This window comes from Nocardia noduli, assembly GCF_019038455.1.
GTDB lineage: Bacteria > Actinomycetota > Actinomycetes > Mycobacteriales > Mycobacteriaceae > Nocardia > Nocardia noduli.
This window is the reverse complement of record NZ_JAFMPL010000045.1, coordinates 25,907-41,192: the sequence shown is the minus strand read 5'-3', so window position 1 is coordinate 41,192 and position 15,286 is coordinate 25,907. Positions and strand designations below refer to the sequence as shown.

Below are 15,286 nucleotides of genomic sequence, written 5' to 3'. Positions count from 1 at the left end.
GCGTATAGGCACCGCGCACCCGGATCACCTCCGCCACAATCGATTCGACGCCGAAGCGCGGCGTGGGTTTCGACTATCCGGTGGGCACCAGTTCACCGGACGCGCTGCGCGGCAACGCGCTCGGCGCGGGCCGGATACCGCGCATACCCGCCCGGACGAACAGGAAATACAACGGCACCAGCAGGATCGCGCGACCCCACACGCCGAACTGCACGACGTTCTCGGTCATCTCGACCGAACCTCCCGAGGTGATCGCGTAGAAGTACCGGAACACGCCGACGCCGATCGCCGCGTCGGCGACCAGATAGCAGCCGATCAACGACCACGGCACTTCGAGCAATACCAGGAACGGGATCAGCCACAGCGTGTACTGCGGTGAGTGCACCTTGTGGAAAAGCAGGAATCCGCACAGCATCGCGCCGCTGACCCCCACCCACGGGAACACCCCGATCGCCGCGTACCGCCGCTTGCCGAGCCACATGGCCAACGCGAAGGATCCGACCACCAGGGCGGGCGAGGCGATCGACACCGTGTGCTGGAACGAGGATTCGCTGTCGGCGTTGTCGCCGTACAACCGGCGCAGACCCCAGTACCAGAGCGAGTTGGTGGTGATATCGGCCTGACGCATCTGCTGGAAGGTGATCGAGGCGCGCCAGCCCTCGTAGCCCGCCAGCGCGAACGGCAGATTGACCGCGACCACGGTGCCGACGGCCGCCGCCGCGGTCAGCAGCGCTCCGCGCACGTCGAGACCGCGTCCCTCGTCCGGCTCGTCACCGTGGGTCATGACGTAGGCCATCAGCGGCAGCACGAAGATGCCCGGATACAGCTTGAGGCAGAAACCGAGCCCGAGCAGCACCGCCGCCAGCACCGCCCTGGTCCGCAGCGATATCCGCTGGAGGCAGATCATCACGTAGACCGCGCCCACCGCGGTACACACCACGGGCAGTTCCCAGTTGTGGAAGGCATAGAGCACCAGCGGCGGACCGGCCGCCCACAGCAGCGCGGCCCGGCCCGCCAGCCGGAACAGCAGCCACGCGGTGAGCAGGGCGAACGGCACGAGGATCAGCGCCGTGTACCGCAGGAATTCCGCGTCGTCATCGGCCCCGAGCGCGCCGAGCCACATCATCGTGCCGCTGAGCACCGGATATTCGACCGCGCCGCCGACCAGGGCGCCGTCGTCGGTGATCCCGCCGTCGATATACGGGAAGACGTGCAGGTCGATATCGCGACCGAGCCACAGCAACTGGATATCGGAATAGCAGACATCCGAATCCTTGATCGTGTCGAAGATCGTGCTGCGTCCGGATTCGTCGATCGGCCCCGTCGCGCAGCGCGCCTTGTTCGCGTAACCCAGCGCCAGAGTGAGCCCGCACAGCAGCAGGACCGCGATCGCCAAGGCGGTGCGGCGTGCCACCCGGCCGGCGAACAGATCGCTGGCGGCGGGTCCGGTCGACATGAATCCACCCTAGATGAGGGCGAATTTCAGAGGTCACGGCCTGGTCATGTAGCCTTGTCGGGTTGCTGACGCAACGACCCTCCTGCCACGGACCGTCCGTGGCCGTTTCCTAGTCCACAGGAGGTGATTGGTCCGTGCGTCATTACGAAGTGATGGTTATCCTCGACCCGAGCCTGGACGAGCGCACTGTTGGTCCGTCGCTGGACAACATGCTGAGCGTCGTCAAGACCGAAGGCGGCAAAGTCGACAAGGTCGACATCTGGGGCCGCCGCCGGCTCGCCTACGAGATCCGCAAGCAGGCCGAGGGCATCTACGCGGTGGTCGATCTGACAGCGACCCCCGCCACGGTGAACGAACTCGACCGCCAGCTGGGTCTGAACGAGTCGGTGCTGCGTACCAAGGTCCTGCGCCACGACAAGTAGTTCTCCAGCACTCGTCAGCGTCGGTGCCTATCTCTAGGCTCTAGCGCGACAAGCGAGTGTAGGGCGAACTGCACACCGAGCAGGAGGAACCACATGGCAGGCGACACGGTCATCACCGTCATCGGAAATCTGACGGCTGACCCCGAGCTTCGATTCACGCCCGCGGGCGCGGCGGTGGCGAATTTCACCGTCGCATCGACTCCCCGTGTGTTCGACCGTAATTCGAATGAATGGAAAGACGGCGAAGCGCTCTTCTTGCGCTGCAACATCTGGCGCGAAGCTGCGGAAAATGTCGCCGAGAGCTTGACCCGAGGCGCTCGCGTCATCGTGAGTGGACGGCTCAAGCAGCGCTCCTACGAAACCCGCGAGGGTGAGAAGCGCACGGTCGTGGAACTCGAGGTCGACGAGGTCGGTCCCTCGCTGCGCTACGCGACCGCGAAGGTCAACAAGGCCAATCGCGGTGGCGGTGGCGGCGGCGGTGGATTCGGTTCCGGCAGCGGCGGCGGTGGCGGCGGTAATTTCAACGCCTCCTCCTCCGGCGGTGGTGGCGGTCGTTCCGGCGGTGCCGAGGACGACCCGTGGAGCAACGCGCCCACAGCAGGCTCCTCCTTCGGGGGCGGCCGCGTAGACGACGAACCGCCGTTCTGACAACGGCTCTCATCGGACCGGCTCGGCCGCGACGACCTGCGAAGGTACGCGCGTCCGAGACGGACCATCAGTGATTACGGAGTAATAGACCATGCCTAAAGCGCCCGCGCGCGAAAAGGTACTGAAGAAGAAGGCCTGCGCTTTCTGCAAGGAAGCCAAGTCCGGTACCGTTTCGATCGATTACAAGGACACGACGCTGCTGCGCAAGTACGTCAGCGACCGGGGCAAGATCCGCGCCCGCCGTGTCACCGGCAATTGCGTTCAGCACCAGCGCGATATCGCCGTTGCCGTGAAGAACTCCCGTGAGGTGGCCCTGCTGCCTTACGTGTCGACGGCTCGCTGAGAAGGGAGACACGCAAAATGAAGCTGATTCTGACTGCTGATGTCGACAACCTCGGCGCACCCGGCGACAGCGTCGAGGTGAAGGACGGCTACGGCCGTAACTTCCTGCTGCCCCGCGGTCTGGCCATCGTCGCCAGCCGTGGCGCCCAGAAGCAGGTCGAGGGCATCCGCCGTGCCCAGGACGCGCGCAAGGTGCGCGACCTGGATCACGCCAACGAGCTGAAGCAGGCCATCGAGGGCCTGGAGTCGGTCTCGCTGAACGTGAAGACCGCGGGCACCGGCAAACTGTTCGGCTCGGTGACCCAGGCCGACGTGGCCGCGGCCATCAAGTCCGCCGGTGGTCCGGTCATCGACAAGCGCAGCATCGAGCTGCCGAAGTCGCATATCAAGAGCACCGGCAAGCACGGCATCGTGGTGCACCTGCACCCCGATGTCGCGGCCAAGTTCGACCTTCAGGTCGCGGCCAACTGATCTCCGGTGTCACCTTCGGGTGATTCGCGCCATATTCGGTGAAAGACCACTCCCGTGTTCGCACGGGAGTGGTCTTCGGTATGCGCACCGAATTATTAGCGGGATATTTGCCATTCTCGATCCGCTGTGCGCTGGACCACAGGACGTCGATTTCGGCACCGGCTCTACCACCGGTTATTCAGCCTGTGGATTACTGGAGAAACCAACCGATCGTAATGTGATACAGCTCATAACTTGTACACGAGCCGTTAACTCAACACGCCCGGCTGTTCAACTTCACCGACACGCCGCAGTGTCATTGATCCACACCCCGATGAACTGCGAAACCAATACCTATCAGCATCTTTAGGCCGGATGACCTGGGTTTTCCCCAAGTTGTCCACAGGAGGTGCACAACACTGGGTTAACAGTCCCCAAGTTATCCACAGATGTGTACACAACCACCCTTGGCAGCCGCTCGCGCGTGGCCTAGGTTCATCGCATCGTCGTGAACGAATCGCCGCGAGGCCACCATCGGATCAGTTTGCTGGACCGCAGGTAGAACCGCTGACGGCACCGATACGGCGACCCCCGACGACGAACTTGTCGGTACCCGGGAGTAGAACGAGTACCGATAGCGTGGCACCCGATCGTGGGGCAGAGAGGACGGTCGAGTCTCGTGACAGCCACCGACGATCGAGGGCACACGAATTACCCGCCCGAACCTCCCGGCGAGGACTTCGGGCGGCAGCCACCTCACGACATGGCCGCCGAACAGTCGGTACTCGGCGGAATGCTGCTCAGCAAGGACGCCATCGCCGACGTCATCGAAGTGCTGCGCCCGGGCGATTTCTACCGCCCCGCGCACCAAGCCGTCTACGACACGATCCTCGATCTGTACGGACGCGGCGAACCCGCCGACCCCGTCACCGTCTCCGCGGGCCTGGACCGCAAAGGCGAACTCAAACGCATCGGCGGCCCGTCCTACCTGGTCACCTTGACCCAGACCGTCCCCACCGCCGCCAACGCCGGCTACTACGCCGAGATCGTCGCCGAGAAGGCCATCCTGCGCCGCCTCGTCGAAGCGGGCACCCGCATCGTCCAATACGGTTACGCGGGCGCCGACGGCCAGGACATCGCCGAAGTCGTCGACCGCGCCCAGGCCGAGGTCTACGAGGTCACCGAACGCCGAACCACCGAAGATTTCATGCCACTGGAAGATCTTCTCCAGCCGACGATGGACGAAATCGATTCCATCGCCTCCCGCGGCGGCATCTCCCTCGGCGTCCCCACCGGCTTCACCGAACTCGACGAACTCACCAACGGCCTGCACCCCGGCCAGATGATCATCGTCGCCGCCCGCCCCGGCGTCGGGAAATCCACGCTGGGAATGGATTTCATGCGGAGTTGCTCGATCAAACACGGGTTGCCGAGTGTCATCTTCTCGCTGGAGATGAGTCGCACCGAAATCGTCATGCGACTGCTGTCGGCGGAGGCGAAGATCAAACTCGGCGATATGCGTTCGGGGCGGATGAGCGACGACGACTGGACGAAACTGGCGCGGCGGATGAGCGAGATCAGCGAGGCGCCGCTGTTCGTCGACGATTCACCGAACCTCACCATGATGGAGATTCGCGCCAAAGCGCGGCGGCTCAAACAGCGCCACGACCTGAAACTCGTCGTGGTGGACTACCTCCAGCTGATGACCTCGGGTAAGAAAGTCGAATCACGTCAGCAGGAAGTCTCGGACTTCTCGCGAAATCTGAAACTGCTCGCCAAGGAACTCGAGGTTCCCGTCATCGCGATCAGTCAGCTGAATCGTGGTCCCGAACAGCGCACCGACAAGCGCCCCATGGTCTCTGACCTGCGCGAATCCGGCTCGCTGGAACAGGATGCCGACATGGTCATCCTGCTGCACCGGCCCGACGCGTTCGAACGCGACGATCCGCGAGGCGGCGAGGCGGATCTCATTGTCGGCAAACACCGTAACGGTCCGACCGCCACGATCACCGTCGCCCACCAATTGCATTTGTCGCGCTTCGTCGACATGGCGCGCGGATAGGCGTTTCTTCTGTTGGATCTCATCCAACTTGGCGCAACCTCATCTGGAGTGACGCCCGCTTGGCATATCCGCGGTTTTACTGAAACAAGCTTCTCTTGCGCCATTTTCGCGCCATCGGGGGACCATCTTTGTAGACCCTCGACGGATAGGGTTGTTCCTTCGAGGAGGAGCGACATGGGTGGTGTGGACGAGAGTCGACCCCGTGACGTAGTGGCCTCGATCCGTGGGGACGGCCAGGCGGGGGCCGGGACCGATGTCGCGTGGGGTGAGGTGGGGGTGGACCGCCTGTTGGTGGCTGCTCCGTGGCGGAGGTTTCGTGGCATCAGGGTCAACGGCACTATTCGGGCTCGTATTGGTCGAGCACGGAGCGGGCGTTGGTGATCTATGAGTCGCGGTTGGAGTTGTCGCGGCTGTTGGTGGCGGATTTCGATCGGTCGGTGCGACGGATCAAGGCTCAGCCGTTTCCGTTGGAAGCGAACGTGGCCGGTAGGCGGTGTCGGCATGTGCCCGACTATCTACTGCTGACCGATGAGGGGCCGGTGGTGGTGGATGTGAAACCCGCTGCTCGACTGTCGTGTCCGGCGGTCGCGTTCACGTTCGGTTGGACACGAGTGGCGGTCGAGTCGAAGGGCTGGGTGTATGAGGTGGCCAGCGAACCGGGTGAGGTCGAGCTGGCGAATACCCGATTTCTGGCTGGTTATCGCCGGGACTGGTTGTTCGAGGGCGAGCTGCTCGATGAACTTCGATCTGTCGTACTGGACGGAGACACGCTGGGTACATCGTTGCGATGCCTGCCTGCCCGGCCGCAACCGGCGGTGAGGTCGGCGATTCTGCATCTGTTGTGGCGGCAACACTGAACAATCGACATGAGCGAACTCTCGAGTGCAACAACTGTCGCGAATATGTCTTCACAGCCTGACGCCCTTCGATGTGACTGGGCCCCATCGGCGGGTCCGCCGGCTATGCGAGTTGTAGCTGCTGCTGAAACTCGGTCGGTGACCACTGCTCACGGAACGCTTCCGGGCTGAGGAAGCCCAACGACCCGTGGGGTCGGTAACTGTTGTACTCGATCCGCCAGTCCTCGGCAAGAACACGGACCTCGGTCAACGAATGAAACACCTCGCACGACAAGAACTCGTCACGGAAACGCCCGTTGAACGACTCGCAAATCCCGTTCTGCCACGGCGATCCCGGATCGATGAACGACGCATCGACACCGGTGAACCGGCACCAATCCCGCATCGCGTGCGCGGTCATCTCGGTGCCGTTATCCATCCGGATATGGATTGGTCGCCGGCCAGTGGCAGCGATGACCTCATCGAGAACCCCGACCAACCGATCCGACGTGCACGACCGAAAAGCGCGGGTGGCCAATGCTTCCCGCGTGAACTCCTCGACGATGTTGAGGAACCGGACCTGACGCCCGTCGACGGTGACATCGACCTGGAAATCCAACGCCCACATCTGATCAGGTGCGGTTGCCCGCAACCGTTGATTGCGGCCGGTCCCGATCCGCCGCTTCTTCCGGACACGAGCTGGTCGTTTCAGTCCTTCCTCCCGCCAAAGCCGTTGGGTCCGTTTATGGTTGGTTACCAATCCCTCGCCCCGACATAAAGCGTGGGCTTTGCGCCATCCCCACCGCGGATGCTCGGCGGAGATTTCCCGTAACCGCGCCCGCAAGGCCCGGTCGAGTTCAGTGATCGTGGGTGGTCGGCGCTGGACCGATCGGGATTGCCCCACGACCACGCAGGCGCGTCGTTGCGACACCCGAAACCGTTGCTGCAGAACAACGACTGCTCTGCGACGACGGTCCGGGCTCAGAAATTTCCCCGGTTCACTTCCTTGAGCATGTCGATATCGAGGGCTTGCTCAGCGACCATCTTCTTCAGCCGCGCGTTCTCCCGCTCGAGCTCCTTGAGCCGTTTCGCGTCGTCGGACTTCATCCCGCCGTACTGGGCTTGCCAGCGGTGCCAGGAAGCGTCGGAGATCTCGAGGTGTTTGCAGACCTCTTCGATCGAGAAGCCCTGCCCGATCAGCTTCTCGCCTTCGCGGAGCTTCCGGATGACCTGCTCAGGGGTATGTCGTCGTGCCATGGCGTGTTGTCGTCCTCCTGCACCCATTCTGGTGCATCAGAACTCGCACAACCACTGGACCTGCTCAACGGGCTCCAGTCAGATGCGTAGCGCGAGTCCGCGCAACTCTTCATCGAATCTCTATCGGGCCTTCGCGCCCCTGCCACGGCGCTTTCTGGCCGTCGCAGTGTCGAATTGACAAATCCGGGCTGGGCTACGAGGGTTGTCGCGGCGACGGCCTCGGGGGTCCGTCGGAGGGAGGGGTTTTCAGATGCCGGTGCGCCATTGCGATACGAGGCCCGCTCGGGCTGCTGGATTCCGTTGCGGGGTGACGTGATGTCGGGTGGGTTCTACAACCACTTCGATGACGCGGATAAGTTCTGGGACGAGGAGCCGCTCACCCCACAGAAGTCCACTACCGCTCGATCTGCGTCGGTGCTGGCCACGGCCGCGCCGAAACCTCCACCCGCTCGGCAACAATCGGTGCCGTCGCAGGTCGAGAACAGTGCCGGCAGCACCCTCGAATCGGTAGTCGTGCCCCGGGTCGGCTCATCGCTGGTTTCGATGGAACTCGACCGTGGCTGTCTTCCGGTTCGTATCGCGATGAGTCCGCAGTGGAACAGTCACCTCGCCGCCCGAGACGTCGGCGAGGAGCTCATGGCGGCCTATAGAGCTGCTGTGTCGCAACGTATCCAGCAGTTGAGCGCGTCCGGTCGGTGGCCCAGTCCGCGAGAAATCTCGGACGCGACGACTCCGGACCTGCGAACGATCTCGATTGTTCTGCTGGAAACCCGGACCTGGGAGCAGTACACCGAGGTGTCGAGCAGCGCGATCAACAGTGGCCGATACCAGGTATCGGGTCGAATCGTGTTCGACGGAGGACATCCGGTCACGGTGACCGCTGATCGTACCTATCTGCGCTCGATCGAAGTGAGTGGTGATTGGGCCGAGACCGCCCATGTCGACACGATCGGCGGCGAGATCGTGTGGTGTGCGGAGCAAATCGCCTCGATGCGCCCGAAATCGTCCCACACGGGGACTACTCGGGCTGTACCGATGCCGACCCCGAGGACCGGTTGGACCGCCATCGGCTGCGGCTCCTCGACGAAAAGAGGCGATGATGGCCGACAAACTGACAGTCGGGTTGCCTACGGGGCGGGAAACGAAGGAATTCGGGAAGCTATCGGCGACGGTCGACGAAGGACGGGGACGAGTCGGAGTGGTCGGTGAAACAATGAGGATCGGCTCGACAGTCATCGTGGCCATATCTGCTTTGATTTCGATAACCGGATGCTCGCCGTCGCCGCCTTCCGGCGCGCCGACGACGACCGGGGCCCATCCGGTCATGATCCAGTCGCAATTGTGTGATGCGCTGAAGAATTTCTTCACTGACGACCTGCGTGTCGTCGACGTACGCACTACTCCGACTCTCACCCCGGGGTCCGAACTGAAGGTGGGTGGAATATGCGAAGTCCAGCAGGGGCAAAACCCGGCCGGTCACTACCAAGCGCGGCCCACGCTCAAGGACCTGGATCCGACCGAGGGGCGCAACGGGTACAAGAAGGCACCCGAATTGGGTGATTCTGTATGGGTTTTCGATCGGCGCACAGACGAGAGGAACCCCTCGGGTAGCGTTCGGTTCGCCACTCGCATCAAAGAATGGAATGCCATTCTCGAGGTCCAAGAAACCGACATCCTCACCGCCGGCGGTCCACTGCACCTCACCGATGACGACAAGCGCGCCTGCGTCCGATTCCTTACCGACATGACCACACAACTGGCCAACTGAGGTCAGCGGATTCCGCGGTTCGTGGTCGGCGGCGAGACTGCGCCGCCGGGGCGGGTCCGTCGGACACAAACCGCGCCGGTGGTCGCATACACATCGACGGCCGCCACTACCTCGGCCTAGACGTCCTGGCTGCTGATCGCGCCGAGTCGATACCTGGGACCTGTCACGCGCTGTCGGCACTATTACCGATCGCCTAGGAACGTATCGCGGCAGACCACGACGACCGCGGTCCGACGGCGTGCGCTGCCGTTCCGAGAATGGCGAGTCGGCCGCCTCGGCGGTCGGGTGCGAAGAGGTGTTCACAGCGGCTGGTGTTGCCGAAACTCACGGGCCGGTGGTCAGTCATGGTGAGGCATCGTGGCACGGCCTGTCAGATCGACGCCCGCCTGTACATGCGCAACCGCGCGACCCCTACGGAGCGTAGGGGCACGGGAGCGGACCGGTGAAGGGCAACCCTGGGTCGGCTCTTCACCTGACGCCAAATGCGTCCAGGCCCAGACGACACCTTCAGGCAGGCAGTAAACCTGTCGCGCGACAGTGGTCTTCGCGCTGCTGCGCTGACCGCAGCAGCGTCGGCCGGTTGCTCTCAACGGCGACCGCTGCCACACCCGCATTACGTGCGCAGCAATGTCCTTACGCGCTGACACGCGGCAACGCCCTGTCAGTCGGTCGCGGACTTTGGTCAGGCTGAGGAAATGCCATGTTTCTGAGACAGAACTTTTATGCCACGTCGCGAGACAAACCAGTAATCGCAGGTAGAACGCGGGGAGAATGCCATCAGCGGCGAGAACCTACATCTTCTTTTCTTCACATCTTCTTTTCTTCGGAACCAGTCGGCACTGGAGGACGTCGGCGTCGGGCATCGTCGCGAGTACGGACCGGTCGGCGGGCGAGATCAGCTGAAAGGACCAGGGAACGGCATGCCGACACATTGGCCGGTCAACAGCGACCAAGCGATTGTCGTCAAAATATCCAGAACAGCGGAGTTCATCGTCACCCTCTCGTAGCCATGGGGGTTCACCAAAGTCTCACCGCATCGGGCGGCGCGCAGGAATATAGCCGACAGGTCGCCGCCTCGGGCAACGAAACCGCCTGGTAGTCGCGTTTTCCCGGCGCGTCGCACCGCACCGGCGATGTCGGATCGACGTCGATCGGGCTGTCGTGAGTCCGCACCCATCCGCGAAGCTCCCGACGCCGAAGACTCGATGTCCCCTTCGACTCGAGAAAGGCATGGTCGTGCGAGCTGGCGCGCTGCGAGTTCACCCGCCTGGACCCGCGAACCCGGATCGGATCGCACGCTGTCCGAGGACGGCGCGGGTGGCTCGGCGGCGCGGTCCGTGGATCTCGGTGGTGGCCGCGGCGCTGCTGATCGGTGTCGGTCTGTCCGCTCCGACCAATGCCCAGCCCACTCCCCCCGGACCCGGACCCGGTCTCTTCACGATCCGCCCGCTCGCCCACCTCGATCAGGTCCTGACCGCGGACCCGATCTCGAAGGCGGCGGTCTGCGAGGGCGACGACGACGATCCGGAACAGACGATCCGGGTCCGTCCGGTGCGCGGCATGTACAACCTGCTCAACCAGCGCACCGACGAATACCTCGGCTACCACCGCGACGGTCGCACCGGCTGGACCGAACTCCTCGCGGAATGGGAAGTCGTCGCGGTCGGCGGATTCGGCGAGGATGTCTTCCTGATCCGGGTCCTCGACCTCGACGGTCCGCCCGCCGACGTCCTCACCTATCTCGGCGGCGACAACTCATCCGTAGCCGGTGTGCGAGCTGCTGCTGATCCGGGTCACCCGGCGTTCGAAACACAGTTGTGGAAGTTCGAGCGCGCGACAGGGAACCGCCCCTACTCCGGAGAGCTGGAGACGTCCGCCGGATCGTGAACCGGCGCCAACCCGAGGGCACGCCGGTCGGCGGCGGCGAGCCCTGGAGATCGGTATCGCGCCCACCGTCACACATTCCACCATGCGAATCAATCGTGCCGTCATGACCTTCGTGACGCTGGCTACCGCGCTCGGCGGCACCGCGAGTACTTCGGATGGCTGGACTTCTGACTCCTCGCGGACAGCGGCGGTTGCCGCGTGGTCCCACGTTCAGCCAGGACGCCGAGTCGGTTGGCGGTTGCCGTGCGAATGCGCGTGTTCTGCCGGTCGGCCACGATTTCGAGATTCAGCGTGCCGCGCCATCGACCCGGAGTAAACTCTCAGCTACCGATTGTGGTCACCTCACCCCACCGCCGTCGGGATTCCGTGCCGGGATCTCGACCGGAAATCCGGCCACCGGCATAAGCTGGTGAGCGGCGGTAGGGCCGGATCCGCGTCGAGTGACAGGTGCGGCAGGCGTTGACCCACAACGCTTTCCACGCGAAGTCCTGCAACTCGACGCCGTCGGGCTCGACGGGCGGTGGCCCTATGTTTGCAGGAGGACCGCCGTGTCGAGAGCCACCTCATCCGGAACCCGTCGCCTGATCGCCGCGACCGTATTCTCCGGAGCACTCGCCGTCGCGCCCTCGGCAATCGCCTCTGCGAATGCCGACATCGGCACCCCGGCTTCATCGCAGCCCGGTGCGGCCGCGCCGACGCTGATAGCGGTGCCCGGCGCACCGCCGTCGATCGTGGAACCCGAGATCCCGCAGCAGCCGCTCAGCCCGATGAATCCGGGAAACCCACTGAGTCCGGAGAACCCGGAAAATCCCGAGAACCCACTGAGTCCGGAAAATCCGGCGAACCCGGAGAACCCCGATAATCCGTCGAACCCGAACAATCCGAACAGTCCGGAGAACCCGAACAACCCGGAGAATCCGAACAGTCCGGAAAACCTCAACAATCCGGAGAATCCGGCCAACCCGAACAACCTGGACAACCAGTTCCCGCCGAACGGTGGGACCGGTCCGCAGAACTTCCTGCCGAGCCCGAGCGGCTGAGTCGGCACCCTACTGGATGACGGCGCAACCCTGCGTCGAGGAGAGGCCGCACGACACCTGAGCCAGCAGGCGCAGCACCGCCTCGATCGGGTTACTCGGTATGGCGATGAAATTGACCATGGTGGTTCCTCGCGGACGGCGGACGGTTGTCACCCTGTGCACCGGGTGCGGCGGTGCGTCCGTTACGCCTCGTCGTGCCCCGTGAATCACGGGCATCGGTTCTTTGCCGTTCCAACTCCGGAGACGACTGCTGCCATCATCCGGCAGAGCGGATGGGGCTGTTCCCTTCGCGTGGGGATGCCGACGCGTCAGCTACTGGGCCCAGCCCAGGTGCCCGAGTTCGTCGGTGTTCACCGAGCGGATCGTCAGTGTGCGGCCGTCGAGGATGTCGAGTGACCGGTTCGACGAACGCGCCGTCCCGATCGGCCCGCCGATGTCGACGTAACCGGGGCGACGGCGTTGACGCGCATGCCGTCTCTGCGTAACTCGTTGGCATATTGCACGTCAGCGCGGACTCGGACGGTGATTACGGGGAGGCAACTCGGGGAAGGGCCGGTCCGGGTCGCTGGTGAGAGTCAGCGAGCGCATGACTGCGCACGGTGACGATGCGGGCCGCCGGTGCGCGTCACGGCAGCGCCATCATGGCATTGGTCCTCGCGACCGCCCCGAAGACGTCGGCCTCGCATACCGCCCTGACCATATCCACATCGACCGTGCTCGGCACGTGATCGTGAGCGCAGGCGGGTGAAGCCTGTCCGGAACCGGTGATGCCCGCGTTGTTGATAACCGGTGATGCCCGCGTTGTTGATCATGAGGTCGAGGTGGCCGAAACGCTCCTCGATCGGCTCGGCGTCCGTGGACAGGGTCGGCGGATCGGTGATGTTCAGGGGCAGCGCATGTCACTCCCGCGGCCTGCGATATCGCCGCTGTCTCGCGCCTCGCCGTTCATCTACCGATTCCCTTATTGCCCCCGGTGACCAAGTCGAACTCTTGGTACACGGCCTGCTCAGCGATGACGGCTCCTGCACTGACTCGCGTCTCGAACTTCGATCCACGTGACGAGACAGCCGGGGCGCCTGTGACATCGGCCGCGTCTTCACTCCCTGCGTCGCTCTACGAGCGAAAGCTGAACTGCCGCCGTGATCTCGGTGAATCCTTTCGATCGAGATCCGGCGGCCGTACTCAGATGATGATCAGGCCCAGCAGCGCCCACACCAGACTGACTGCAGCGCCCGCGGCCGCGGAGCCGAGTCCGATAATTGCACTCATGGCTTCCTCCTCGTACTTCGATGAAAAGTTGAAATAGTTCGTGGGTCTGAGAACCCGAAAGTACGACGACCCCTCTATCATCGATCGGCGAATCACCGACCGAGTCCGAGGTTACTGTCGCCCAGCTGGGACGCCCTTTTTCGGGCATGTCCACGTCCCTACGCTTACACTCCGAATCGGTAGCGTCAAGGGCTGTTTCACCGCTGCGGATCGGTGTCATACGTCCCATGTAACCCGTGGATCACAACGCGAATCTCCAGTATTCGGCGGCTGATCGGACGAGAGTGGGATCGGGCGAATAGAACCGAATCATGTATGTACAGAAGGTAATTGGCACTTGCCACCGATCCGCATACTCGATTCCGACGCTTCTCGTCGACGCGCACGATCGATGCGATCACGTGGCGACGTATACGCGCCGTGGCCTTATCGTTCGAATGGCGATCGAACGGGGTTTCAGCCCTTCAACCCCCTGAAATAGACGAAAGACAGCAATCGCAATCCGAATGTGCGGCACTTCAGATAAAAATTCGGCATCGACCCGTCGGAATTTCGGACAGGACAAATCACCCGAGCCGTTCCGAGGAGCGGCCGCATAGGGCACTATCTCGACGAACTACAGGACAGTATTCCGATATTCGGGTATACGGCCGATTTTCCGGACAATTGTCACGGCCGATTCGGGTGCGGCTAGCACCGCGTCGCACCCCTGGGACGGGGGCGTATCCGCCTGCTCGGTCTCGCCGGACTCGGAACCGTCGGCCTTCGGTTCCACCCACCGCGCCACCGCGCTCGCTCCCGCGGATATCTGCCGCCGACCACTGTTGGCCGCACCGATCGTTCGGCCGCGCGCGACCGAGAGGGCGTCGCGGATCGAGGCGTTCTCGACTCCGTTCCACGATTCGACCTGCAACGCGCGGGCCTCGATGAACGCGTCGAGGGTCCGTGCCAGGGGGACGCGGTATCTGGCCAGTGTTCGGCCCGCCAGTGGCCGATGTACTTCGGAGACGCGCAGCGCGGCGTGCCGGTCGAGCACCGTTCGCAGGTGACTCGCCAGTTCCGCGTCGGCCTCGATGTGCTCGCGCAGGGTGGCCCTGGCGCTACCGACCGTCTGCTCCAGGTAGTCGGGTTCCTCGAGCCGGGTGCGCTCCAGCCGCAGGCGCTGCCACAGATACAACGACTGCTGGGCGACCAGCAGCAGGTTCAGCGTCTCACCGAGCATGCCCTTGTCGCGCCCGCGCTGATCTCGGCGACGCGCCGCCGCAGAATCCGTCGATGCCCGTATACATCGCCGAGGCGCTGGGCCGACGCCAGCCGCAACACGTCGTCGACCTTGTCCTCGATTCGGTCCAGGTGCGCTTCGATCCGGTCCGCCAACTGTTCGAGCGCGGCCGTCACGGCCATATGCGCCAGCACGGCCTGCCCGATCCCCGGGACGGGAGCGAGCGCCACCTGCGGATTCGACAGGATTTTCCCCGTCGTCGCCGACTTGGTCGTCTTGTGGAACGTGACCACGGTGCCCGGCTTCGGACGCGACGCGTTCTCCCAGATCCTGGATCCCTGGATGTAACGGGTGGCGGGGGCTGTGGTCTTCATCACTGATGAGGCGACCTTGCCCGCGACGTTCGACACCGGGGCGTCGGGTATCGAGATGGCGGTATCCGGGTCGTCGCTCGACCACTGGTCGACGAACTCGGCGATCAATGCCTCGTCGCCGACCACCACGGCACCGAACTCGTCGGCGATCACCGCGATGTCGGGAGCGACGCTCTCGTCCGCACCGGAACTGTCTACGGCACTGGTCATTCGACGTGAACCTTCCCCCGTGTATCGGCAGCGTCCGGACCAT

Annotated in this window: 14 protein-coding genes; 10 read left to right on the top strand and 4 right to left on the bottom strand. The window is 63.7% G+C overall.

Going from position 1 to position 15,286, the window contains the following annotated elements:
- Positions 1-73 precede the first annotated feature (73 nt).
- Entirely contained in the window at positions 74-1,456 is a 1,383-nt protein-coding gene (locus tag JZ792_RS22800) for a glycosyltransferase family 87 protein (RefSeq protein ID WP_216913140.1), read from the bottom strand.
- 134 nt (positions 1,457-1,590) lie between these two features.
- On the opposite strand from JZ792_RS22800, the gene rpsF reads away from it, so the two are divergent.
- The 6 genes from rpsF to JZ792_RS22770 all read left to right on the top strand — a co-directional run bounded on the left by rpsF (position 1,591) and on the right by JZ792_RS22770 (position 6,237).
- Positions 1,591-1,878, top strand: a complete 288-nt coding sequence (gene rpsF, locus JZ792_RS22795; protein WP_109523030.1) for a 30S ribosomal protein S6 — start codon at positions 1,591-1,593, stop codon at positions 1,876-1,878.
- 93 nt (positions 1,879-1,971) lie between these two features.
- The gene (locus JZ792_RS22790; RefSeq protein WP_109523029.1) at positions 1,972-2,526 is read left to right on the top strand and encodes a single-stranded DNA-binding protein; all 555 of its coding nucleotides are present in this window, start codon (positions 1,972-1,974) and stop codon (positions 2,524-2,526) included.
- Positions 2,527-2,617: 91 nt separating this feature from the next.
- The gene (gene rpsR, locus JZ792_RS22785) at positions 2,618-2,869 is read left to right on the top strand and encodes a 30S ribosomal protein S18 (RefSeq protein WP_067786801.1); all 252 of its coding nucleotides are present in this window, start codon (positions 2,618-2,620) and stop codon (positions 2,867-2,869) included.
- Between the two features lie 17 nt (positions 2,870-2,886).
- The gene (rplI, locus tag JZ792_RS22780) at positions 2,887-3,339 is read left to right on the top strand and encodes a 50S ribosomal protein L9 (protein ID WP_216913138.1); all 453 of its coding nucleotides are present in this window, start codon (positions 2,887-2,889) and stop codon (positions 3,337-3,339) included.
- A 658-nt stretch (positions 3,340-3,997) separates the two neighbouring features.
- On the top strand, positions 3,998-5,380 hold the full coding sequence (gene dnaB, locus JZ792_RS22775) for a replicative DNA helicase (protein WP_216913136.1): 1,383 nt from the start codon (positions 3,998-4,000) through the stop codon (positions 5,378-5,380).
- 302 nt (positions 5,381-5,682) lie between these two features.
- Positions 5,683-6,237 (top strand): TnsA-like heteromeric transposase endonuclease subunit, encoded by a 555-nt coding sequence (locus JZ792_RS22770; RefSeq protein WP_308165408.1) that lies wholly within the window; start codon positions 5,683-5,685, stop codon positions 6,235-6,237.
- A gap of 103 nt (positions 6,238-6,340) precedes the next feature.
- On the opposite strand, the gene JZ792_RS22765 is transcribed toward JZ792_RS22770, so the two are convergent.
- Positions 6,341-7,473 (bottom strand): IS3 family transposase gene (locus JZ792_RS22765; RefSeq protein ID WP_216913134.1). Its coding sequence is split into 2 segments (ribosomal slippage): positions 6,341-7,212 and positions 7,212-7,473, totalling 1,134 coding nucleotides; the frame shifts between segments, so codons are not numbered across the junction.
- A 1,099-nt stretch (positions 7,474-8,572) separates the two neighbouring features.
- Here JZ792_RS22765 and JZ792_RS22760 point away from each other — a divergent pair.
- The 4 genes from JZ792_RS22760 (at position 8,573) to JZ792_RS42685 (ending at position 12,896) form a co-directional block, all read left to right on the top strand.
- A complete protein-coding gene (locus JZ792_RS22760; protein WP_216913133.1) occupies positions 8,573-9,241 on the top strand; it encodes a hypothetical protein in 669 nt (222 codons plus the stop codon).
- 1,317 nt (positions 9,242-10,558) lie between these two features.
- A complete protein-coding gene (locus JZ792_RS22755; RefSeq protein ID WP_216913131.1) occupies positions 10,559-11,128 on the top strand; it encodes a hypothetical protein in 570 nt (189 codons plus the stop codon).
- A gap of 548 nt (positions 11,129-11,676) precedes the next feature.
- Positions 11,677-12,168, top strand: coding sequence for a hypothetical protein (locus JZ792_RS22750; RefSeq protein WP_216913129.1), 492 nt, complete (start codon positions 11,677-11,679; stop codon positions 12,166-12,168).
- A 599-nt stretch (positions 12,169-12,767) separates the two neighbouring features.
- Entirely contained in the window at positions 12,768-12,896 is a 129-nt protein-coding gene (locus JZ792_RS42685) for a hypothetical protein (RefSeq protein WP_256461459.1), read from the top strand.
- Positions 12,897-14,053: 1,157 nt separating this feature from the next.
- Here the strand turns inward: JZ792_RS42685 and JZ792_RS22745 are convergent.
- Together JZ792_RS22745 and JZ792_RS22740 are read right to left on the bottom strand one after the other, a co-directional pair.
- Positions 14,054-14,659, bottom strand: coding sequence for a hypothetical protein (locus JZ792_RS22745; protein WP_216913127.1), 606 nt, complete (start codon positions 14,657-14,659; stop codon positions 14,054-14,056).
- Positions 14,641-15,243, bottom strand: a complete 603-nt coding sequence (locus JZ792_RS22740) for a hypothetical protein (protein WP_216913125.1) — start codon at positions 15,241-15,243, stop codon at positions 14,641-14,643. The genes JZ792_RS22745 and JZ792_RS22740 overlap by 19 nt, the downstream gene beginning before the upstream one ends.
- Positions 15,244-15,286: the final 43 nt, after the last annotated feature.